The organism is Pseudogemmobacter hezensis (assembly GCF_013155295.1).
In the GTDB taxonomy this organism is placed as follows: Bacteria; Pseudomonadota; Alphaproteobacteria; order Rhodobacterales; family Rhodobacteraceae; genus Pseudogemmobacter; species Pseudogemmobacter hezensis.
Map to the genome: position 1 here is coordinate 127,108 of NZ_JABJXT010000007.1, position 22,764 is coordinate 149,871.

At 61.0% G+C, this 22,764-nt stretch carries 12 protein-coding genes; 3 read left to right on the plus strand and 9 right to left on the minus strand.

Features of this window, described 5'->3' with window-relative positions:
- Positions 1-136 precede the first annotated feature (136 nt).
- Together rpoB and rpoC are read left to right on the plus strand one after the other, a co-directional pair.
- Entirely contained in the window at positions 137-4,270 is a 4,134-nt protein-coding gene (rpoB, locus tag HOY34_RS09900; RefSeq protein WP_172362292.1) for a DNA-directed RNA polymerase subunit beta, read from the plus strand.
- 85 nt (positions 4,271-4,355) lie between these two features.
- On the plus strand, positions 4,356-8,603 hold the full coding sequence (gene rpoC, locus HOY34_RS09905) for a DNA-directed RNA polymerase subunit beta' (RefSeq protein WP_172362294.1): 4,248 nt from the start codon (positions 4,356-4,358) through the stop codon (positions 8,601-8,603).
- Between the two features lie 179 nt (positions 8,604-8,782).
- Here rpoC and HOY34_RS09910 read toward each other — a convergent pair whose 3' ends face one another.
- The 9 genes from HOY34_RS09910 to HOY34_RS09950 form a co-directional block, all read right to left on the minus strand.
- Positions 8,783-9,016, minus strand: coding sequence for a hypothetical protein (locus HOY34_RS09910; protein WP_172362296.1), 234 nt, complete (start codon positions 9,014-9,016; stop codon positions 8,783-8,785).
- Positions 9,017-9,278: 262 nt separating this feature from the next.
- The gene (locus HOY34_RS09915; protein ID WP_172362298.1) at positions 9,279-10,355 is read right to left on the minus strand and encodes a hypothetical protein; all 1,077 of its coding nucleotides are present in this window, start codon (positions 10,353-10,355) and stop codon (positions 9,279-9,281) included.
- A 197-nt stretch (positions 10,356-10,552) separates the two neighbouring features.
- Positions 10,553-13,498, minus strand: coding sequence for a 6-hydroxymethylpterin diphosphokinase MptE-like protein (locus HOY34_RS21820; RefSeq protein ID WP_216654704.1), 2,946 nt, complete (start codon positions 13,496-13,498; stop codon positions 10,553-10,555).
- Entirely contained in the window at positions 13,495-14,514 is a 1,020-nt protein-coding gene (galE, locus tag HOY34_RS09925; RefSeq protein ID WP_172362300.1) for a UDP-glucose 4-epimerase GalE, read from the minus strand. Before galE ends, HOY34_RS21820 begins: the two co-directional genes overlap by 4 nt.
- Positions 14,514-15,452, minus strand: a complete 939-nt coding sequence (locus HOY34_RS09930) for a phosphoglycerate dehydrogenase (protein WP_216654705.1) — start codon at positions 15,450-15,452, stop codon at positions 14,514-14,516. The genes galE and HOY34_RS09930 overlap by 1 nt, the downstream gene beginning before the upstream one ends.
- A 79-nt stretch (positions 15,453-15,531) precedes the next feature.
- Complete coding sequence (locus HOY34_RS09935) at positions 15,532-16,236, minus strand: acylneuraminate cytidylyltransferase family protein (protein ID WP_253944356.1); 705 nt, start codon at positions 16,234-16,236, stop codon at positions 15,532-15,534.
- The gene (locus tag HOY34_RS09940) at positions 16,175-17,137 is read right to left on the minus strand and encodes a glycosyltransferase family 2 protein (protein ID WP_172362304.1); all 963 of its coding nucleotides are present in this window, start codon (positions 17,135-17,137) and stop codon (positions 16,175-16,177) included. Before HOY34_RS09940 ends, HOY34_RS09935 begins: the two co-directional genes overlap by 62 nt.
- A gap of 588 nt (positions 17,138-17,725) precedes the next feature.
- Entirely contained in the window at positions 17,726-19,696 is a 1,971-nt protein-coding gene (locus HOY34_RS09945) for an O-methyltransferase (protein WP_172362306.1), read from the minus strand.
- Positions 19,693-21,306, minus strand: coding sequence for a hypothetical protein (locus tag HOY34_RS09950; protein WP_172362308.1), 1,614 nt, complete (start codon positions 21,304-21,306; stop codon positions 19,693-19,695). The genes HOY34_RS09945 and HOY34_RS09950 overlap by 4 nt, the downstream gene beginning before the upstream one ends.
- Positions 21,307-21,543: 237 nt before the next feature.
- Here HOY34_RS09950 and HOY34_RS09955 point away from each other — a divergent pair, with 237 nt between their 5' ends.
- Entirely contained in the window at positions 21,544-22,653 is a 1,110-nt protein-coding gene (locus HOY34_RS09955) for a DMT family transporter (protein ID WP_216654706.1), read from the plus strand.
- Positions 22,654-22,764: the final 111 nt, after the last annotated feature.

A 22,764-nucleotide genomic window follows, 5' to 3' on the forward strand; every position in this document is an offset into this window, starting at 1 on the left:
GGTGCGATAACGGTTCGGGAGCCGCCTGACGGGACAGGTGGCAGGTATGGAGCCGATTATCCCCTCTCGCCAGTTGGCGTGTGCCTGTGCCCCGACGGGTCGCGCGCCGGCGAAACGATGAAAGGTGACCACAAACATGGCGCAAGCTTATGTTGGCCAGAAGCGCGTCCGCCGTTACTACGGCAAGATCCGCGAAGTCCTTGAAATGCCGAACCTTATCGAGGTTCAGAAAAGCTCTTACGATCTTTTCCTGAATTCGGGTGATCAGCCGAAGCCGCTGGATGACGAAGGTATCCAGGGCACGTTCCAGTCGGTATTCCCGATCAAGGACTTTAACGAGACAGCGGTTCTCGAATTCGTCCGTTACGAGCTGGAAAAGCCGAAATACGACGTCGATGAATGCATGCAGCGCGATCTGACCTATGCGGCACCCCTGAAGGTGACGCTGCGCCTGATCGTGTTCGATATCGATGAGACCACCGGCAATAAGTCGGTCAAAGACATCAAAGAACAAGACGTCTATATGGGCGACATGCCCCTGATGACGCCGAACGGGACGTTCATCGTGAACGGCACCGAGCGCGTGATCGTGTCGCAGATGCACCGCTCGCCCGGTGTGTTCTTCGATCACGACAAGGGCAAGACCCATTCCTCGGGCAAACTGCTGTTCGCCTGCCGGATCATTCCCTATCGCGGCTCCTGGCTGGACTTTGAGTTCGACGCCAAGGACATCGTTTTCGCGCGGATCGACCGCCGCCGGAAGCTGCCGGTGACGACGCTGCTTTATGCTCTGGGCCTCGATCAGGACCAGATCATGCAGGCCTATTACAACACCGTCACCTTCAAATATCTGAAGAACAAAGGCTGGGTCACCCGCTTCTTCCCCGAGCGCGTGCGCGGCACCCGCCCGACCTGGGATCTGGTGGATGCGGCAACCGGCGAAGTGATCCTGCAGGCGGGCGAGAAAGCCACGCCGCGCATGGTCAAAAAGTGGATCGACGAAGGTCAGGTCACCGAGCTTCTGGTTCCCTTCGATCACATCATGGGCCGCTTTGTCGCCAATGACATCGTTGACGAAGAAAACGGCGCGATCTGGGCTGAGGCCGGCGATGAGCTGACCTGGGAACTGGACCGTGACGGTGAGGTCAAAGGCGGCACGGTGAAAACCCTGCTCGACCAGGGCGTGACCGAGATCCCGGTGCTCGACATCGACAACATCAATGTCGGCCCCTACATGCGCAACACCATGGCCGCCGATAAGAACTGGGGCCGTGACACCGCGCTGATGGATATCTATCGCGTGATGCGTCCGGGTGAGCCGCCGACCGTTGAGGCTGCTTCGGCCCTCTTCGACACGCTGTTCTTCGATAAAGAGCGCTATGATCTCTCGGCTGTTGGCCGGGTGAAGATGAACATGCGTCTCGACCTCGACAAGCCCGACACCCAGCGGACGCTGGACCGTGACGATATCATCAAGTGCATCAAAGCACTGGTGGAACTGCGTGACGGCAAGGGCGAGATCGACGATATCGACCACCTCGGCAACCGCCGGGTGCGCTCGGTCGGCGAGCTGATGGAAAATCAGTATCGCGTCGGCCTGCTGCGTATGGAGCGCGCGATCAAAGAGCGCATGTCCTCGGTCGAGATCGACACGATCATGCCGCAGGATCTGATCAACGCGAAACCGGCTGCGGCTGCGGTGCGTGAATTCTTCGGCTCGTCGCAGCTGTCGCAGTTCATGGACCAGACGAACCCGCTGTCCGAAGTCACGCACAAGCGTCGTCTCTCGGCTCTCGGGCCGGGCGGTCTGACGCGGGAACGCGCAGGCTTTGAGGTGCGCGACGTTCACCCGACCCACTACGGCCGGATGTGCCCGATTGAAACGCCGGAAGGTCAGAACATCGGTCTGATCAACTCGCTGGCCACTTTTGCCCGCGTGAACAAATATGGTTTCATCGAGACCCCGTATCGCAAGGTGATCGACAACAAGGTGACCGATGAGGTCGTCTATATGTCGGCAACCGAAGAGATGCGGCACACCGTCGCGCAGGCCAACGCATCGCAGGATGCCGAAGGCCACTTCACCGATGACCTGATTTCGTCGCGTAAGGGCGGCGAATTCATGCTGAACCCGCCGGAAGCCGTCGATCTGATCGACGTTTCGCCGAAACAGCTGGTCTCGGTCGCGGCATCGCTGATCCCGTTCCTGGAAAATGACGACGCCAACCGCGCTCTGATGGGCTCGAACATGCAACGTCAGGCGGTTCCGCTGCTGCAATCCGACGCGCCTTTCGTGGGCACGGGGATCGAGGCTGTGGTTGCACGCGACTCTGGCGCTGCCATCATGGCGCGTCGCTCGGGCGTGATCGACCAGGTCGACGCACAGCGTATCGTTATCCGCGCGACCGAACTGCTGGAGCCGGGCGAGCCGGGCGTCGACATCTACCGTCTGCGCAAGTTCAAGCGTTCCAACCAGTCGTCCTGTATCAACCAGCGTCCGCTGGTGAAGGTGGGCGATACGGTCATCCGGGGTGAAGTGGTCGCTGACGGCCCCTGCACCGATATGGGTGAACTGGCTTTGGGGCGGAACGTGATCGTGGCCTTCATGCCCTGGAACGGGTATAACTATGAGGACTCGATCCTGATTTCCGAGCGGATCCTCAAGGATGACGTCTTCACCTCGATCCATATCGAGGAATATGAAGTCGCCGCCCGCGATACCAAGCTTGGGCCGGAAGAGATCACCCGCGATATCCCGAACGTCGGCGAGGAAGCTCTGCGCAACCTCGACGAGGCGGGCATCGTCTATATCGGTGCCGAAGTGCAGCCGGGCGACATCCTGGTCGGTAAGATCACCCCGAAGGGCGAAAGCCCGATGACGCCGGAAGAGAAACTTCTGCGCGCCATCTTCGGTGAAAAAGCGTCTGACGTCCGCGACACCTCGCTGCGTCTGCCGCCGGGTGCTTACGGCACCATCGTCGAAGTGCGGGTATTCAACCGTCACGGCGTCGACAAGGACGAACGTGCGCTGCAGATCGAGCGTGAGGAAGTCGAACGCCTCGCCCGCGACCGCGACGACGAAATGACCATCCTGGAGCGCAACATCTACTCGCGTCTCAAGGCACTGATCATCGGCCGCGAAGCTGTCAAAGGCCCGAAAGGCGTCCGCGCCGGTTCGACCATCGACGAAGAACTGCTCGGTACGCTCAGCCGTGGCCAGTGGTGGCAGCTTGCTGTCGCTGAAGAGGCCCAGGCGAAAGAGATCGAGGCGCTTCACGACCAGTATGAATCCCAGAAACGCGCTCTGACCGCACGTTTCGAGGATAAGGTTGAGAAGGTCCGTCGCGGTGACGATCTGCCTCCGGGCGTGATGAAAATGGTCAAGGTATTCGTGGCGGTGAAGCGCAAGCTGCAACCGGGCGATAAGATGGCCGGTCGTCACGGCAACAAGGGTGTTATCTCCAAGGTCGTGCCGATTGAGGACATGCCCTTCCTGGCAGACGGCACCCATGTTGACCTCGTTCTGAACCCGCTGGGCGTGCCGTCGCGGATGAACGTCGGGCAGATTCTGGAAACCCATATGGGCTGGGCCGCACGCGGTCTGGGTATCCGGATCGACGAGGCGCTGCAGGACTATAAGCGCAATGGCGACATGACCCCGGTCAAGGAAGCCATGCGTTTCGCTTACGGCGATGAGACCTATGACGAAGCCTTTGGTGAGGCCTCGGACGAAGCCCTGATCGAAAGCGCCGGCACGGTCACCCGTGGCGTGCCGATTGCGACCCCGGTCTTCGACGGTGCCAAGGAATCGGATGTGAACGACGCTCTGCGCCGTGCCGGTTTCGACACTTCGGGCCAGTCGGACGTCTTTGACGGTCGTTCGGGCGAGAAGTTCCAGCGCAAGGTCACCGTGGGCGTGAAATACATGCTCAAGCTGCACCACCTGGTCGATGACAAGCTGCACGCGCGTTCGACCGGTCCGTATTCGCTTGTCACGCAGCAGCCGCTGGGTGGTAAGGCGCAATTCGGTGGTCAGCGTCTCGGGGAGATGGAGGTCTGGGCTCTGGAAGCCTACGGAGCCGCCTATACCCTGCAAGAGATGCTGACGGTGAAGTCGGATGACGTTGCAGGCCGGACCAAGGTCTATGAATCGATCGTCAAGGGCGAGGACAACTTCGAGGCCGGTGTGCCTGAGAGCTTCAACGTTCTCGTGAAAGAAGTCCGCGGCCTCGGCCTGAACATGGAACTCCTGGATGCGGAAGAGGAGTGACCGGAATTTTTGAAAATTCCGGGCCGGTTCCTTCAAAGGAACCGGCGCCCTCTTCTGACCGCAACCTCCTGATTGGGAAGATCAAATGAACCAGGAACTGACGAACAATCCGTTCAACCCGGTCGCGCCGGTCAAGACCTTCGACGAGATCAAAGTCTCGCTGGCGTCGCCGGAGCGTATTCTCTCGTGGTCCTACGGCGAGATCAAAAAGCCGGAAACCATCAACTACCGGACCTTTAAACCCGAGCGCGACGGTCTGTTCTGCGCCCGGATTTTCGGGCCGATCAAAGACTATGAATGCCTTTGCGGCAAATATAAGCGGATGAAGTATCGCGGCGTCGTCTGCGAGAAATGCGGCGTTGAAGTCACGCTGCAAAAAGTCCGCCGTGAGCGCATGGGCCATATCGAACTGGCCGCACCCGTCGCGCATATCTGGTTCCTGAAGTCGCTTCCGTCCCGGATCGGCCTCATGCTGGATATGACGCTGCGGGATCTGGAACGCATCCTCTATTTCGAAAACTACGTCGTGATCGAGCCGGGTCTGACCGATCTGACCTATGGTCAGCTGATGACCGAGGAAGAGTTCCTTGACGCGCAGGACCAATATGGTGCTGATGCTTTCACCGCGAATATCGGTGCTGAAGCGATCCGCGAAATGCTGGCGGCGATTGACCTTGGCCAGCTGGCTGAACAGCTGCGCGAAGAGCTGAAAGAAGCCACTGGCGAGCTGAAGCCGAAGAAGATCATCAAGCGTCTGAAGATCGTCGAGAGCTTCTACGAATCCGGCAACCGCCCGGAGTGGATGATCCTGACCGTGCTTCCGGTGATCCCGCCGGAACTGCGTCCGCTCGTGCCCCTCGATGGTGGCCGTTTCGCGACCTCGGATCTGAACGATCTCTATCGTCGCGTCATCAACCGGAACAACCGTCTGAAGCGTCTGATCGAGCTGCGTGCGCCCGACATCATCGTCCGCAACGAGAAGCGGATGCTGCAGGAAGCCGTCGACGCTCTGTTCGACAACGGCCGTCGTGGCCGCGTGATCACCGGGACCAACAAGCGCCCGCTGAAATCGCTGTCGGATATGCTGAAAGGCAAGCAGGGTCGCTTCCGTCAGAACTTGCTCGGTAAGCGCGTCGACTTCTCGGGTCGTTCGGTCATCGTGACCGGGCCAGAGCTGAAGCTGCACCAGTGCGGTCTGCCGAAGAAGATGGCGCTCGAGCTGTTCAAGCCCTTCATCTATTCGCGTCTGGAGGCCAAGGGCCTTTCCAGCACCGTGAAACAGGCGAAGAAGCTGGTTGAGAAAGAGCGTCCGGAGGTTTGGGATATCCTCGATGAGGTTATCCGCGAGCATCCGGTTCTTCTGAACCGCGCGCCGACGCTGCACCGTCTGGGCATCCAGGCGTTCGAGCCGACGCTGATCGAAGGCAAGGCGATCCAGCTGCACCCGCTGGTTTGCTCGGCCTTCAATGCCGACTTTGACGGCGACCAGATGGCTGTTCACGTTCCCCTCTCGCTGGAAGCCCAGCTTGAGGCCCGCGTTCTGATGATGTCGACGAACAACGTTCTGTCGCCCGCCAACGGCGCGCCGATCATTGTTCCGTCGCAGGACATGGTTCTGGGCATCTACTACGTGACCATGCAGCGCGAAGGCATGAAGGGCGAGGGCGGGATCTTCCGCGACATCGACGAAGTCGAACACGCTCTTGCCGCCGGCGAGCTGCATCTGCATGCCAAAATCACCGCCCGCCTGAAGCAGGTCGATGAGGAAGGCAATATCGTCTGGAAGCGTTACGAGACGACCCCCGGCCGTCTGCGTCTGGGCAATATCCTGCCGCAAAACGCCAAGGCTCCGTTTGAACTGGTGAACCGTCTTCTGCGTAAGAAAGACGTGCAGACCGTCATCGACACCGTCTACCGCTACTGCGGCCAGAAAGAGTCGGTCATTTTCTGCGACCAGATCATGGGTCTGGGCTTCCGTGAGGCTTTCCGTGCCGGGATCTCCTTCGGCAAGGACGACATGGTCATCGCCGACAACAAATGGGACATCGTCAATGCGACGAAGGCCCAGGTTGCTGATTTCGAACAGCAATATCTCGACGGTCTGATCACTCAGGGCGAGAAGTACAACAAGGTCGTCGATGCCTGGTCGAAGTGTAACGACAAGGTCACCGAGGGCATGATGTCCACGATCTCGGCGGTCAAATATGACGACAACGGCGCTGAGAAAGAGCCGAACTCGGTCTATATGATGGCCCACTCGGGTGCCCGGGGTTCGGTCACGCAGATGAAGCAGCTGGGCGGTATGCGCGGCCTTATGGCCAAGCCGAACGGCGAGATCATCGAGACGCCGATCATCTCGAACTTCAAGGAAGGTCTGACCGTTCTTGAATACTTCAACTCGACCCACGGCGCCCGTAAGGGTCTGTCGGATACCGCGCTGAAGACGGCGAACTCGGGTTACCTGACCCGCCGTCTGGTCGACGTGGCGCAGGATTGCATCGTTCGCGTGCATGATTGTGGCACCGAGAACTCGATCACCGCGTCCAGCGCTGTCAAAGAAGGCCAGGAAACCGCTCCGCTGTCGGAACGGGTGCTGGGCCGTGTCGTGGCAGAGGACATCCTGATCCCGGGCACCGATGAGGTGCTGGTGGCCAAGGGTGAGCTGATCGACGAGCGCAAGGCGGATCTGATCGGCAAGCACAATGTGCCTGTCGCCCGTATCCGCAGCCCGCTGACCTGTGAGGCCGAGGAAGGCGTCTGCGCCCAGTGCTATGGTCGTGACCTTGCCCGCGGTACTCAGGTGAATATCGGTGAAGCGGTCGGCATCATCGCCGCCCAGTCCATCGGTGAACCTGGTACCCAGCTGACGATGCGGACCTTCCACATCGGCGGCGTGGCCCAGGGTGGTCAGCAGTCGTTCCTCGAGGCTTCGCAAGAAGGCAAGATCGAGTTCCGCAACGCGAACATCCTTCTGAACGTCGCAGGCGAGCAGGTGGTGATCGGCCGGAACATGTCGATTGCGATCATCGACGCCAATGGCGACGAGCGGGCGACCCACAAGCTGACCTATGGCGCGAAACTGCACGTCAAGGATGGCGAAGAGGTCAAGCGCGGCACCAAGCTGTTCGAATGGGACCCCTTCAACCTGCTGATCGTGGCTGAAAAGGCCGGTACTGCACGGTTCAAGGATCTGATCAACGGCATCTCGGTCCGCGAGGACACCGACGAAGCAACCGGCATGACGCAGAAGATCGTGGCTGACTGGCGTGCGGCCCCGCGCGGCTCGGATCTCAAGCCTGAGATCCTGGTGGTGAACCCGGAAACGGGCGAGCCGGTGCGTGGCGACTCTGGCAACCCGATCCAATATGCGATGTCGGTGGATGCGGTTCTCTCGATTGAAGACGGGCAGGAACTGCGCCCGGGCGATATCGTGGCACGTATTCCGCGCGAAGGCACCAAGACCAAGGACATCACCGGGGGTCTTCCCCGCGTGGCGGAACTCTTCGAGGCGCGTCGTCCGAAAGACAACGCGATCATCGCAGAGGCCGATGGTTATGTGCGCTTTGGCAAGGACTACAAGAACAAGCGCCGCATCACGGTCGAGCCGGTGGATGAAACGCTGACGGCGATGGAATATATGGTGCCGAAGGGCAAACATATTCCTGTGCAGGAAGGCGACTTCGTCCAGAAGGGCGACTACATCATGGACGGGAACCCCGCGCCGCATGACATCCTGCGCATCATGGGTGTCGAAGCGCTGGCGAACTACATGATCGATGAGGTCCAGGACGTCTATCGTCTGCAGGGTGTGAAGATCAACGACAAGCACATCGAGGTTATCGTGCGGCAAATGCTGCAAAAACTCGAAGTGCTGGATTCGGGCGATACCACGCTGCTGAAGGGCGAGCAGGTCGAGCGCCAGGAGCTGGAGGAAGAAAACCTCAAAGCCCGTGGCCGTGGTCTGCGCGAGGCGAAAGCCGAGCCGGTTCTGCTTGGGATCACCAAGGCGTCGCTGCAGACCCGCAGCTTCATCTCGGCGGCCTCCTTCCAGGAGACCACCCGCGTCCTTACCGAGGCCTCTGTTCAGGGCAAGCGCGACAAGCTGCAGGGCCTGAAAGAGAACGTCATCGTCGGTCGTCTGATCCCGGCAGGGACGGGCGGGGCCACCCGCCGCGTGAAGTCGATCGCAACCGAGCGCGACTCGACCGTGATCGAGGCACGCCGCAGCGAGGCCGAAGAGGCCGTCGCTCTGGCAGCACCGGTTACGACTGCGACCGAGGCCGCCCCGGATTTCGCCGCGAATCTTTCGGGTGATTTCGAGAGCCGCGACTGATCTCTCTGAAAGACGGGCCCGTCAGAATACTGTCGGGCCCTGACAAAAGAATACGCCCGCCGGGGAGATCCCCGGCGGGCGTATTCTTTTTTGACAGCGCATAGATCGGCTATAGCTGACTGGCAGGCGAGAGCGCTTTCACTGCATTTTAGGCAGTTCCCTGCCAGTTCTGAGCCGGTTCAGCATGACCCTTCGTCGAATGCCAGGGTGGCGGTAACGATGACTGAGATCTGCTCGCAGATTTTGCAGACCAAATTGGGGGGGATCAGAAAACAGCTCGGCAGACTGTTTTCCCGACGACCCAACTGGCCGCCGGACCGCGCGAATGGCAGGCAGGCCCGCACAAAGAACAGCCGGCTATGACAGAGGCGAACATGGGCCAGTTTGATGGTGATCGTTGCCTCATCGATCACGGCAACCTTGTGGCTCCAGTTGAGCCGACAGGCCTCAAAGGGCGCAAAGCCTCCCCCGGGGCGAGGTCACAGACGATCTGCGCAAAATCGCAGCTGCGGAGAAAGGCTTTGCCTCAATACAACGATGCGATTCTGATCAGCGGCCAGGCCAGCCGGCTGCCCCTGGCTTTCGCCAATGGGCAAGATGCGAGGTCTGAGCGTCTCCGCCATTGACGCATTGGTCACAGGACAAACGCCGAATGGAGGGACGCAGGCTGCAGGCCTATTTCTTCTTTCGGAACAGGCCCTTCGTTGCCCGCAAGGGAGAGGTGATTTTCCAGGAGGTTGTGGAAATAATTCTCTTGATCTGGGCCTTATGTTTCTCGGCATCACGGCGAGCATCGTCGCGTTCTTTCTTCACGCGCAGGAATTCGGCATCCAGCCGCGCAATCTTCTGCCGCGCCTCTGCAAGCCCGCGCTCGGCTTCACTGCTGCGCTTACGCAAATCCTGCGTCAGACTATTTTGCCCCTGGGCGCGGCCGCTGGTTTCTGCCAGCTCGTTCATCATCAGGCGGATATTCTCGCGCAGAAGATTACGCTCAGTATCAAGAGCAGCAGATTGGCTGGCCTTTCTGCTGCGCAACTGCAGGTTCTGCGCTGCAAGTGTCTCAATTTCAGAGGCGCAGAGCCTGAGATTTTCGCGCAGCAGCCCCTGGTCATCCTCGGGCGGGGGCAATCCTGCGCTGAGCCTGGCGAGTTTCCAGTCCTGCCAGGCCTGATTGATCGTTGCCGCGTCGGGCAGGATTTGTGCAGAGCCGATGGTGGCAGACATCTGCTCATCCGCGAGGCGCCGCGCGTCGGGGTCAAGATCCAACAGGGCCGCTGCGCAAAGCAGATCGACGGCGTCAGCCTCTGGCATGGTGCCCGCAAAAGGCGCTGCACGGTTGCTGACAACGCTTGCCCCCGCTGCCGCACGTGCGGCCAACAGGGCCAGATCATCATGGGCCCCGCTCAGAATCGCCTCAGGGTCGACCAGCGTGATATTACGCCGATTGCGGCGCCAGAGGCCCAGCAATTCGCTGGCCGCCGCACTCCAGTCGGCGATGGCATCATCCGGGGCCGCGCCCTCAGACAGACGCAGCGCCAGGGCCCTGACAGGATGCAAAACAGCCGCCACCACGGCCCCGCTGGCAGCGGCTTGTGCCAGATTTGCGCCCGAATGAACCCTGAAATTGGGGAAAGCTGCCGAAAGTGCTTTGGCAATAGGCTCGGCAGTGATGCGGTCCGGATCAGTCAGGCAAAGCACGAGAGTTGCGCGCGAAGGCGTTGCCGTGGTGCTTTCAGCTTGTTGGGGCATCATAATATTTCTCAAGGTTGGGCCGACATCGTTTCAATAAGCATATTCGCCCCTGAATTGCCAGACCAGGGCTAAGATAGTCTGAATGCCCGAGAAATCTTCGCTCAGTCAATTCACAGAATATGGCGTTAATAATTTCACGTATCAGGCGCGTTTAAGCCTGGTCAGGGCGCCGCCGGGGCGCCCTGAGGTGAATTTGGTCAGGCGATTTTCCCGCGTGCGAATTCGCGCACCTGATGGAAATGGACCGCAACCGGATCATCCGCTGCAAGCCTGGCCAGAGCGGCCTCGATCCTTGCGGAAAAACTGCTGTCTGACAGCCTGTTCAAACCTGCCGCCGGATCAAGCAGGATTGCGGTTGCCGCCTCACGCAGCAGCGTACTGCCCCCCAGATCCTGAGAAATGGCAGCCGCATGCTGAGACGGCGCAATGGATGCGCCGATATTCGGCTGGGCCGCCCGCGTCCCATCGCCGCCCTGTGCGGTCGAGGTAACAGGAGGAGCAATCCTTTCGGCCCGCTTTTTCCCGGTCAGAGGATCACGCAGCAATGCCTCATAATCGACACGGTCAAAAACTTCGAGCTGGCCGCCAACGGTTGTATTATAGATCCTACGGCCCACCGCCTCAAAGGAAAGCTTGGCCTGGCGATAATTCAGAGCAACGCGATCCAGCTTGGGGTCTTTCCAGGTTTTGCCCTTGCCGAAATAATCCTTGTGGAAGTGATTTGGGTCATCGGTGTCTGACAGCAACACATCGCCAGTGCGTTTGTGGCTGTCTGGGATGATATAGTCGAAGTCCATCCCGATCAGGTGAACCTCGGTGAAGCCCATGAAGAATGCGAGCTGAAGGTTGATATAGGTCACCGACTGACCGCAATACAGAACCTTGCTCGCATCCGTTGAAAACCGCGGCACAACATAATTGGGCGAGCTTTTCTCATAAAAGCTGCGGTTCATCTCAAAGAAATAGGTATTCGGTGCGGGGGGGATGAAGCGGCGATAGATGGTCGGGAAAAATTTAAAGGGCGCATCAAAGGCCTTAATTTCTTCGACGTTCTCCTTCATCACCGAACTGTCTTCAACGACATAAAATGTCGGCATGAAGCCGGTTTCACGGGTTTTATAGTAGAAAGAATTGACCCCGAACGAAAACTCTCCCTCAAGCAGGGAAAGGTCGTGGCGGTTCAGCGAGGGGCCATTCCCAATAATAAAACAACGCTCGCCCTGATAGCGGTTGTAAAAACCGGCAAGCCGATCGCTGTCAGGGGGTTGGGTTCCTGCATATACCTCGCGGGCAGCGTAATCAGAAAGACCTCTGAAGTCAGGCGGGAAAATCAGATCCCCGCGGCCTTCGCCTATCTTCTGGAATGCGGCAGTGCGTTCGCGCTGGCCATTGACGGTAAGCTTCGCCCCGGAACGATAAAGATCCAGGTCGCCAAAATCACGGGCGCGGTCTGCCATCAAAGCCGCCGTTTTTTCGGGAGTTGCATGCTCACACATACGGTGGATGAACTCGAAGGGTTTGATTTCTTTGTGATACCGGCAGCAGTAGTTTTTCTGAAGATGAGCATAAACATCCTTGAAGTTGCCGCGGGCGCTGCTGTCCGTCGGGTGATAAAGGTGGACATAGGCCTCTGGCTGGATCAGAACCCGGGACGGGTCAACATGGTTCAGGATCGTCACATCGAGCGCGCGATCCTCGCAGGAATAGCCGATATATTGCTCAAACCCTTTAAGGGCGAGATAGGTCGATTTCCTGAAAATAACGATCCCACCGGCAATGGTCACCGGGTTTTTGATATTCGCTTCATTGGTCAGGCCATCCAGCGTCATCTTGCTGCGGATTTGCGCAACCTCTTCGGCGGTCGAATAATAGACTGTCGCATAGGGCGAGCAGACATCATACTTTCCGTAACAGCCCATAATCGCAGAAAGGAAGCCGGATCCGGTCAGGACATCGGTATCCATCAGCGCGACAACCTCAGCATCAGCGCAGAAGTGCCGAACCGCGACGTTGTATCCCCAGCCCCGATTGTAATCTTTATCGTTGAAAATAAATTCATACCGAACGTAATCTTTTGCGTTCAGGTCTTTCATATTCAGGCGAGGCTTGGAATCCTGCTCAACCAGCAGAACATCAAACATATTGCCATAATAGTGGTCAATCCATTGCAGCAGAAACCGCAGATTATCAATTCTTTCGGGCGCATCATCCGCGATGCGCAGGCCGATAATCAAAGTTGCAAGCGAGCGATTTTCACGCCCCACACGCTTTGTCAGGGTTTCTGTTTTTTCCGAATTCATGCGTTCAATACGCTTGAACGGACCAAAGGATGTCTGAGGCCAGGTAATCATTGAACTGGTATCTTTCACTTTTGGTTGTAGTTTGACCAACTCCATGATCCTGTCATAAATCCAGTCGCTTCCTGCCTCGGTCAGGTGCAGGTTGTCACAGGTAAATCGTTTAACGTCTTCGTCATTCCAGGTCAGGAGGTTGACAAGTCTGTCAGCAGGGAACCGGGTGGCGAAAAGGCTGGAATAATCGTGCAGGATTGACATATTTTCCGGGCGATCCCGGTGATAATCCCCGCGCCAGCCATCGACAATCCGGTTGGCGTTGATGAAAATAAGATTGGGAATGGCCGCCAGCTTTTTGACAAGCGTTTCGGCTGATGCAAGCGGATACATATTGATTGTCCGCTCGCCCTCATATTCGGTTTCAAATGGGCGGGAGTAGTATTCCTGCAGGACATCCGCACCGAAAATACGGTCAAAAATGGCCCGTTTGGAGTTGATCACCTTGCGCGAGTAATCGCGGGTGTTCAGACCAATATTCTCTGTGTTCTCTGACTGTTTGCGATCATAAAGATCGTCAACGGCATTTGACAGTTTGCGCGGCGCCCATTCGACGATGCCTGTATAGAGAATGACATGGTCATATGAGGCCAGCTCTGCCTCGGTGAAGGACATCAGAAAATCCAGCGACGTCGTCCATTTCATCGGACAGAGATAGCTGGTGACCTCTAGCCGGGGATCCTTTGCCATCCGTTCGGCAAAGACATCATGATCGCAGCCGCGCGGCTTATGTTGGCCCCGGCTGTCGGTGAAAATCAGGATCTTTTTGCGGGGCGGGGTGAGGTTGGTCATTCCTCGCTCCTATAGCCCTGTGGGTTTTCAGACTGCCATTTCCAGGCGCTGGCGCACATATCATCCAGGTCGCGGGTCGCGCTCCAGCCCAGCAGGCGCTCGGCCTTTTCGGGCTGGGCATAGCAGGCGGCGATATCACCGGGGCGGCGGGCCACCACCTCATAGGCCAGCGCATGGCCGCAGGCGCGTTCAAAGGCCGCCAGCATCTCTTTGACAGTGGTGCCGGTTCCCGTGCCGATATTGAACACCTCGGTGCCCGTATGATCGGCGGCGTAATCCAGCGCCAGGGCATGGGCGCGGGCGAGATCGGCGACATGGATATAGTCGCGCAGGCCCGTGCCGTCGCGGGTGTCGTAATCATCGCCGAAGATCGCCAGTTTCGCACGACGGCCCACCGCGACCTGGGCGATAAAGGGCAAGAGGTTGTTCGGGATCCCCTGCGGATCCTCGCCTATGCGGCCGCTGACATGGGCGCCCACCGGGTTGAAATAGCGCAAAAGCACCGCGCCTGTGCCGGGGTTGGCGCGGACCCAATCGGCCAGCACCTGCTCGGCCATATATTTCGTGCGGCCATAGACATTGGTCGGGCTGCAGGGATGCGCCTCGTCATAGGGCAGGTAGAGGGGATTGCCATAGACGGTGGCGGATGAAGAGAAGATGATCTTGCCGCAGCCCGATGCCCGCATCGCCTCCAGCAAGACCAGGGTTCCGGTGACATTGGTGTCGTAATAGGCGACCGGCTTTTCCTCGCCTTCGCCCACCGCTTTCAGCCCGGCGAAATGGATCACGGCCTCGGGGCGGAAATCGGTGAAAATCGCCGTCAGCCGGTCACGGTCGCGGATATCGCCCTCTTCAACGCGGAAATCGCGGTTCGAGATCTGGCGCACCCGGGTCAAAGCCTCGGGTGCGCTATTGGCGTAATTGTCGACCACACAGACCTGATGGCCAAGAGCAAGCAGTTCAACCAGCGTATGGCTGCCAATGTAACCGGCCCCCCCGGTCAGCAGCACCCGCATCAGGCTTTGGCCCCGAGGAAGCCCGAGAGGTGGTTGATCGCCGTATGGCTGGCGCGGATCACGCCGTCGATGGTGTTAGAGCCGTTATGGGTGCCAAGGATGGCGCGCTCCATGCCGCGCAGCGGGCTGTCGGCGGGCAGGGGCTCGACCTCGAAGACGTCCAGCGCCGCCGAATGGACATGACCCGATTGCAGCGCGGCGATCAGCGCCGCCTCGTCGATCAGCGGGCCACGGGCGACGTTCACCACACGGACGCCAGGCTTGCAGCGGGCCAGCACCTCGGCGTTCAGCATGTGGAAATTGTGCTGGTTCAGCGAGCAGGTAAAGACCAGGAAATCGAGTTCCTCGACGCCTTCCGGCCAGGTGGCACGCGCAAGGCCGGGGATGCCCGCATCGCCCGCGACGCCCGGGTCATAGGCGGTCACATTCAGGCCAAGCGCCTGCAGCCGCGTCACCGCATTGCGGCCGATGTCGCCCAGGCCGATCACGCCGGCGCGGCGGCCCGAAAGGCTGATCCCGGCGGGCTTGAGCCATTTGCCCTCACGCACGCCGCGGTCGATCAGGAACAGCTGACGCGCAAGGCCAATCACAAAGGCCACCGCAACATCGGCGACCTCGGTGCCAAACATCTGCGGCGTGTTGATGATCGGAATGCCCAGATCCTTGCAGGCGGCGAAATCGACATTGTCGACGCCGATGCCCCATTTCACCGCCGCCCGCAGCTTGCCCTTTTGCGCGGTCTCAAACACGTCGCGGGTGGCGGGATCGTCGCCGATGATCCAGCCGTCGTAATCGGGAAGCAGCGCCTTCAGCTCTTCCTCGCTCAGGATCTGGGTCACCTTTGCCGGGTGCAGTTTCAGCCCGCGCTCGGCTGCATAATCCATGAACAGGTCGATCTGGCCCAGCATCGGCGGGCAGGTAACGAGAACATTCTTCATTGTATCATCCTTATGCGCGGGCATTCTTTACGCAGCTGTTCTTACTTTGGGTGTGCCTGAGGGCGGGCAGTTTGCACTGTCAGCCCGGGGCTTTGTCTCTCGCATCAGCCAGCGAGGCCAGCGCCTCGGCCATCAGCCAGTCTTCCGGGGTGTCGATATCAACCGCTTCCATCTTGTCCATGACATGCAGGATCGGTTTCTTGCCGATCCGCGCATTCGAGGCGGCAAAACTGGCCTGCGAGAAGATATAGAGGTTCGAGTTTTCCTCATACCAGGGTTCCAGATCCTGGGTCTGGATCAGGTTGTCCGGGTCATGGTTCACCGCGCTGCCATCGCCGCGATAAAAGCGGGTCTGGATCTTGTTGACGGTGAAAAGGGAATCCGCCGTGCCCGCAGCAGCCCCGGCCTTATAGGCCGAAAGCGCGGCATAGATGGTCTCGGAAGACAGCATCGGATTGGTGGTATGAGTCATCAGATAGGTCGCGGCCGGCACGGCTGCGATATCATCGGCCAGGATCAGGTTCATCGAGACCGTATCGCCGCAAAGCTCTGGCTTGCGGTCGCGGATGCGCACGCGGTCGCTTTCGACAAGGCCATTCTCGGCCAGGATGCCCCGCGCGTCGGTGTTGATGACCACCTCATCGATCTCGGGGATGACCAGCAGGCTGTCGAGGATCCATGAGAACAATGGCTTTCCGTGCAGTTTACGGAAATTCTTGCCCTTAACCCTTTGGCTGTTGGCCTTCATCGGGAGAAGTGCGACGCAGCGGTTTGAGCCACTCATCCTGGTCTGCCTTTTTAGAAACTTCGGGATAAAAAAACCGCTCTTTCGCCTGACGCGAGAGCAGCCGGTGATCGTGATTGCCCTTCCAGGAGCCGATATACTGGTTCCAGCGATAGCGCATCATCGCCATGCGAGAGGTCGAGGCGATGCCATTGCGGCTGGCCGAACGCCAGTCGCCCCAGGTGCTGGCGATAAAAAAACGCAGCACGTCCAGGCGCGACAGATGCACCTCTGGCATGATCGAGCGCAGCGCAATCGCCTCGCGCTCAAAGCGGCGGCGCACCTGGGCCCAGCTTTCCTGATGGTGGTGAAAGACCACCGCTTCAGAGACATAGCCGATGCGGTGCTCCAGCGCGACCAGACGCTTTGCCAGTTCGATATCTTCGAGGCCGGTCAGATCCTCATCGAAAGGGTGGCTCTCCCAGACGCTGCGCAGCAGGGCAGAATTGGCATTGTTACAAAAGAAGCCGTCTTGTGGAATTTTCGAGGTTTCGGGGAAATATTTGGCGAAAATTCGCCGTTCGCTGAAATTGCTGTCATCGTCGCCGGTCTGGCGGCCATAGGTGTAAGAGGCGCGACCATCGATCAGGGGCTGGCACAGGGCCTGCAGCCAGGTGTTGTCAACCGGCACGCAATGGCCAGAGATCAGCACCAGAATATCGCCGGTCGCAAAGGCGCAGCCCCGGTTCAGCGAGCGGCCGAACGAGAATTCTGCTTTGGTGATCGTGGTGACGCGGGCGCCATGGGCGCGGGCGATCTCGACCGTGCCATCGGTCGAGCCGGAATCGATCAGCACGGTCTCGACATCCAGCCCGGGCGTCTCTTGCCGGCCGATCATCTGCAGCAGATCACCCAGATGGCGGGCTTCATTCAGGGTTCTGATGACGATGCTGACGCGCATGAGTGATCCGCAGAGTGAATGGGTCAGGCAAGGCTTAGGTGCCGTGAAAATGAATCCGCTTCAGGACTGGCTGAGTTCGGAATTGGATACCCTCTCGCATCCGCCTTGTCCAGACGCGCATCCCCGGTCTGGCTCTGCTGCGCCCTGCCATGCAGCGGGTGTTTGCGGTTGTGGCCCGGGGACAGGCGCTGTGGGCTGTCGGGCCGCCAGGGCGGGCCAGCCGGGATCTCAGGGGGCAGGCCCTGGTGGTGGGCGGATTTTGGTATTTTATATATCTATATCAGTATGTTAAATGTTATTTTCTTGCCGGCCCGTTCCAGGGATTGCCGCATTCGTACGGCTCAGAATCTGGCTGGCGATGCCTGGCGGTTTCTGGCCTATGGCGGATTGCAGGGCGGCAAAATGCAGGGGATTTGCGCCCGGATAAGGTGCCCCTGCATGTCCCGCGCGGGGGCGGGGTCGGGTATTCCGACAGGGATCGCGCCAGGCGCCAGGCGCCAGGGGTAAGGGCAGGGCCTGGCATCACCCGCGCCCGATGTGGCAACAGGGACAAAGCGGCGGCGGCCATTGCAGCCGCCGCCGCCCGGTTCAGCCTGCGGTGCGACGCAGCAGGGCTGCGTTATTGCGCGCCTCGATCACCTCGAAGCCATTCTCCAGCAGATAGGGCATCGCGGTTTTGCCCTTGGCGGTCCAGGCCCCCGAGGCATCGGTCCAGGTGTCGTCGAAACAGATCAGCCCATCGGGTGCCAGCGATCTGACCAGGGCCGTGGCGCAGTCGAGATGCATCTGGTGGCATCCCGCATCGCTGATCCGGTCGCCCAGATAAAGCTCATAGCGGGACTGACGCAGCTCGGAATGCTTGCCGTGGTCAAAGTCATAGGCATCGAGGAACACATAGTCGATCGGGCCCGGATGGGCGGCCAGGTAATCCTCGCCTTTGGCAGTGATGGCGCGGAAGGGCAGGCCCAGCCTGCGAAACATCCTGGCCGCGCGACGGCTGTTGGCGGGGTCCATATCGACGGTGACAAAGTCGATATCCAGATCGGCGCAAAGCAGCGCCAGTTTGCGGGTCGAGCCCTGGCCGGGCACATTCTCGCGGGTGGTGCCGATCTCGACCATCAGCCGCTTGCGCCCGGCGGGCAGGAGGGGCTGATCCTCAAGGCGGGCAAGCAGCAGCGCCTGACCGTGCTGATCGGCCACTTTGGCGGCGGCGGGCGTCCCTGCGGCGGCGGGTGTCCCCGGATTGATGGCGCGGCCCAGCAGATCCAGCCCCTGCTGATCCAGCATCCCCGGGCTCAGCAGCGGGCCCGCCAATGCCTCCAGCGCCTGAGGCAACTTGCGCAGATCAAGATAGAGCGAGGCCGCCAGCGCCCGCAGGCCACCCGCCGCAGAGGGGGCGGTTTCAAGGGCCTCGGCGATCAGGCCCATAGCCTGCATTGAATCGCCCGTCCGGGTGAAATGGGCGGCCGCCAGCAGCAAAAGCAGCGCCGTGTCATCGGCAGGCAGGCCCGCGATCAGCACATCCAGCGCATCGGGGGCCGCAGCGGCGGAAAGGCAGGCATCAAGGCGCCGGATCAGTGCAGGCAGCTTTGCACGACGGGCCTGTTCAGAAAGCCCGGCCAGCCGTTCAAGGCGCGGCAAGAACCAGGAGATGCGGGCGGGCGGTGCGCCATCCGTCTGCAGCGGGGCCAGCACGGCTGCGGGGCCAGCCCCCCCCTGGCCAGGCGTTCCCTGTGCCGCGCCGTCGCCAATGCGCCATTCGTCCTGGCGTTGGGGCAGCTGATCGGGGGCATAGCCAAGCCGCTTGCAAAGCGCGTTATAGGCTGCGCCCCCGGCGACGCTTTCCCGCATCACATCATCCGCCGCAACGGCACGCGCGGGCGGCACAGCCCCCAGCAGGGCCGCCGCCTCAGCCCGCCTTGCGGCGCGTCCGGCGGTTCGGGCGGTGTCGGGCGACAGGGCCCGGTATTGCGAGGCGGGATGCTGCGCGACAAGGCGCGGATTTGCATCAAGAAAGGCGTTGATCCGGGCGCTGAAAGCGTCAGCGGACTCGCCGTTTTGCCAGGCGGCTGAGGCCAGGTAGCTGTTCCAGGGATGATCTGCCAGCAGGCTGACATGGCCAGAGGCACCGATCAGCGCCGCCATTGCCCCGACCGGCATCGCATCGGCCGCCACCAGCAATACAACCGAAGCGCCGGGCCGGGCCTGATCGCGTTGCAACAAGGCGACCGCATCCGCCAGGCTCTGATCCGACAGCCCGGCCCAGATCGCCGGCAACTGCAGCGCCGCCGTGCCGGGGGCTATGCCCTGCCACCAGGCCGGATCCAGCGCCGCCACCCCCGGAAAGCCGATCACCAGCGTCGGGCGGGTCTGGGCCGGGCGCTGCGCAATCTCTTCACAGCGGCGCAGCAGGCTGGGCAGCGGCTCGGCGGGCAGGGTCTGCACCGCAAGATCAGAGCCGGTGTTCTGCTCAAGCAGCCGGATCATATCGTCAAAAAGGTCAAGCGTCCGGCCCAGTTCGTCATCCGGGCGGCGGGGCTGGCTGAGGGCGCGGCTCATGTCGCTTTCCTGCGGCGCTGCGTGGCCGGAGCGGTCTTCGCATCGCTGGCGGCTTTGGCCGGGGCTTTGGCCGGGGCTTTTGCCGGAGCTTTAGCCGTGGCTTTGGTCGGCGCTTTTCGGGCCGCTTTCTCAGCGGTCTGAACGGCAGGTTGCGCGCTGGCTTTCGGGCTGGCCTTGCGCGGCGCGGCCTGTGGGGTCTCTGCCTGAGGGGTCTCTGCCGGCGCGGGCGGCGCTTTTTTCCGCCCGGGGTCCGCAGCCTTATCCTTCGCCCTGGTCAAAGGTGCCTTTGCCGCCGCAGCCTTTGGGGGCGGGGCATCAGTGCCTGCCGTCTTTGCGGCAAGCCTGCGCGGGACGCTTTTCTTTGCGGCGGGCTCACGGCGCAGCAGGCTGGCCTGCGCATCCCCGGCGATCGGAGCCAGCTGGCGCAGCTGGGCTGCGGCCTCTTGCAGGCGCGGTGTCAGCTGACGGATCAGCCCCTCAAGCCGGGTCTTTTCATCGTAAAGCCCGCTTTGACGGGCGCGCAGCTCTGTCAGCTCGGCCTGGGCCGCAGCCAGGGTTTCCAGCGCCATACCGAGATCCTGACGGGCCAGAGCCTCTCCGGCTTTGGCGCGGGCGAGTTGCTCTTCGTTCAGCCGCACCGCATCGCGCTGACGGGTTGCCGCGGCCTGCAGGGCGGTGTTGCGCTCGGTTGCGCTGCGCAGGGCCTCATCACGTTCGGCCAGCGCTTTGGTCGCGGCGGCCAGGCTGTCTTTCTGCGCGTTCAGCGATGCGGTCGCCTCTACGGCATTGCTTTCCCAGACAGCGGCACGGGCCTCAGCCTCAGCCAGGGCCTCGCTGCGGGCGAGCAGCAGCTTTTCCTGGCTTTGGGCGGCAGCGCTGGCCGAAGCCTTTGCTGCGGCCAGCTCTGCCTCAAGGGCGCTGATCCGCTTTGACAGCAGGTCGGGCCGGAAGGCGGTAATGGGCCAGTCGGCATCCTGATGCGCGTTCAGACCGGGCAGGGCGGTGTGGTTCTGGTCCTGGCGGAAGGAATGCGCCTCCAGCCAGCCGAGCGTCTCACGCCCGGACGCGCTGCCCGTGAAAAACGCACCCGCGCCCTGGCGCAGATAAAGGGTTTGCACCCGTGGCATAAGGCCCGCCGCATCCAGAAGCTGCAGGATCACCGTTTCAGATCCGGGTGCGTCGAGGACCAGATCCAGCATCCCCTCAGCGGGCAGGTCCAGCCCGGACACAGTCACCTGCGGCACCTTAAGACGGCTTTTCTCGCGCAGGCCGGGGAACAGGCCCAGCAATTCGGCACTGGCTGGCTGCAGGCTGTAAAGCCCGGGCAGCGAGTGGCTGATCAGCTCTGCCTCGCCATCACGGCCAGCAAGGGCCGCCGCCAGATGACGAAAGCGATCAGTAGCCACTGTCTCAGGGGGCGGCGGGGGCGCGACCGGATCAACCCAAAGCACCGCCCTGGTTTTGCCCTGCGCTGCCCCGCCCGAAGCGCCGTCCAAAGCCCTGTCCGAAGCCGATGGCGCGGATCCGGCAAGCATGTCCCACACCCATCCACCCGCGCCATGGCCGATAACAAGCACCATGTCGGCGTCGACTTGCTGGTTTTGTGGCATGCAAGATCCCTTGATTAAAGCTTAAATTCCCAAAAAGCGCAGGGCTTTATGGATACATAATGGCCAAATCACCCGGCCTGCAACCATTTGCTTTGCTTTCTTTCGCGCGGATGTGCCGACAGGGCCTGCAGGCGCGCGATGGCTGCGCGGATTTATGTCGTATCGCCTTTGGTTCGCAGCTATTGCGAAGAGGGCGGCATAAGCCGCCGATTTCGCTTTTGGTGAGGGCCGCCCGAAATGACGTCCAGACGCTTTGCCGCCGACCGTGCCGCCGACCGTGCTGCCGACCGTGTCGCGGGCCGGGATATGCCGATCAAAGCCGATGCGAGGGGAGAGGCCCGCGAAACGGCGGGTGACCGCAGCCATGACAGGGATCCGGGTCCGGCAGCCAGGCCCAGCCATGCGCTTTCCCTGCCGTCGGGGGATCGTGCGGCCCTGGCGGGGCTGATTTTGGGCGGCGTGCTGATTGGGTGCTCGCCGATTTTCGTGCGTCTGTCTGAGGTGGGGGCCGCCTCGACTGCATTCTGGCGGCTGGCGCTGGCATTGTTGCCGCTGTTGCTTTTGTCAGCCAGATCGACCACCAGACTGGCAGCCGGCTCGGCAGCCAGACCGGGGCAGGCCGCCCGCGCAGGCCTGTCTGCCCGCCCCGGCAGGACGCATCCTGCAGATCTTGCGGGGCGGCTGACGGTTTCGCTGCCCGGTCTGATATTGGGGGCCGAGCTGGTTGCCTGGCATGTCTCATTGCAGCTGACCTCAGTCGCCAATTCGACTTTGCTGGTCAATATGGCGCCGGTTTTCGTGGTGCTGATCAGCTGGGGACTTTACCGCCGGGTGCCGGGGCAGCTGTTTTTCCTGGCGCTTGCGGTGACGGTAGCGGGGGTGGTGGTGCTGAAGGGCGGGCCGGCGGCGCTTGGCGGCGGCAGCCTTTTGGGCGACGGGGTCGCGCTGTTCGCGGCGCTTTTATACGCGGTCTATATCCTGCTGCTGGGCCGGGCGCGGCAGCATTACGCGACCCCGGTGATCATGATCTGGAGCACCTCTGCCGCCGCCCTTTCGGTTCTGCCATTCGCGCTGCTGACCGAGCCCGCGCTTTTTCCGGTCACCCTTGCCGGATGGGCGGTGCTTTGCGCGCTGTCCTGGATCAGCCAGGCCAGCGGTCAGAGCCTGATCGCCTGGGCGCTGGCCTTTTTGCCCGCCACATTCTCATCGCTGACCTTGCTTTTGCAGCCGGTGGTGGCGGCGCTGCTGGCCTGGGCGGTGCTGGATGAGGCGCTTAGCCCGATGCAGGCGCTTGGCGGGCTGATCGTGCTGGCGGGCATCTGGATCGCCCGCAAGGCCCAGTTCTGAAGCCCGGTTCTGAAGCCCGGTATTGAGGTCGGGTTTTGAGGCCCGGTTTTGAGGCGGGTTTTGCTGCAGGGGCAAAGCATCCGTCGGGGCTTCTGGCAGGGGGCTTCCCAT

What these genes read in the sequence shown, in the direction of transcription:
- rpoB (WP_172362292.1), top strand. Translation starts at nt 137, where the DNA reads ATGGCGCAAGCTTATGTTGGCCAGAAGCGCGTCCGCCGTTACTACGGC.
- rpoC (WP_172362294.1), top strand. Translation starts at nt 4,356, where the DNA reads ATGAACCAGGAACTGACGAACAATCCGTTCAACCCGGTCGCGCCGGTC.
- HOY34_RS09915 (WP_172362298.1), bottom strand. Translation starts at nt 10,355, where the DNA reads ATGATGCCCCAACAAGCTGAAAGCACCACGGCAACGCCTTCGCGCGCA.
- HOY34_RS21820 (WP_216654704.1), bottom strand. Translation starts at nt 13,498, where the DNA reads ATGACCAACCTCACCCCGCCCCGCAAAAAGATCCTGATTTTCACCGAC.
- galE (WP_172362300.1), bottom strand. Translation starts at nt 14,514, where the DNA reads ATGCGGGTGCTGCTGACCGGGGGGGCCGGTTACATTGGCAGCCATACG.
- HOY34_RS09930 (WP_216654705.1), bottom strand. Translation starts at nt 15,452, where the DNA reads ATGAAGAATGTTCTCGTTACCTGCCCGCCGATGCTGGGCCAGATCGAC.
- HOY34_RS09935 (WP_253944356.1), bottom strand. Translation starts at nt 16,236, where the DNA reads ATGAGTGGCTCAAACCGCTGCGTCGCACTTCTCCCGATGAAGGCCAAC.
- HOY34_RS09940 (WP_172362304.1), bottom strand. Translation starts at nt 17,137, where the DNA reads ATGCGCGTCAGCATCGTCATCAGAACCCTGAATGAAGCCCGCCATCTG.
- HOY34_RS09945 (WP_172362306.1), bottom strand. Translation starts at nt 19,696, where the DNA reads ATGAGCCGCGCCCTCAGCCAGCCCCGCCGCCCGGATGACGAACTGGGC.
- HOY34_RS09950 (WP_172362308.1), bottom strand. Translation starts at nt 21,306, where the DNA reads ATGCCACAAAACCAGCAAGTCGACGCCGACATGGTGCTTGTTATCGGC.
- HOY34_RS09955 (WP_216654706.1), top strand. Translation starts at nt 21,544, where the DNA reads ATGACGTCCAGACGCTTTGCCGCCGACCGTGCCGCCGACCGTGCTGCC.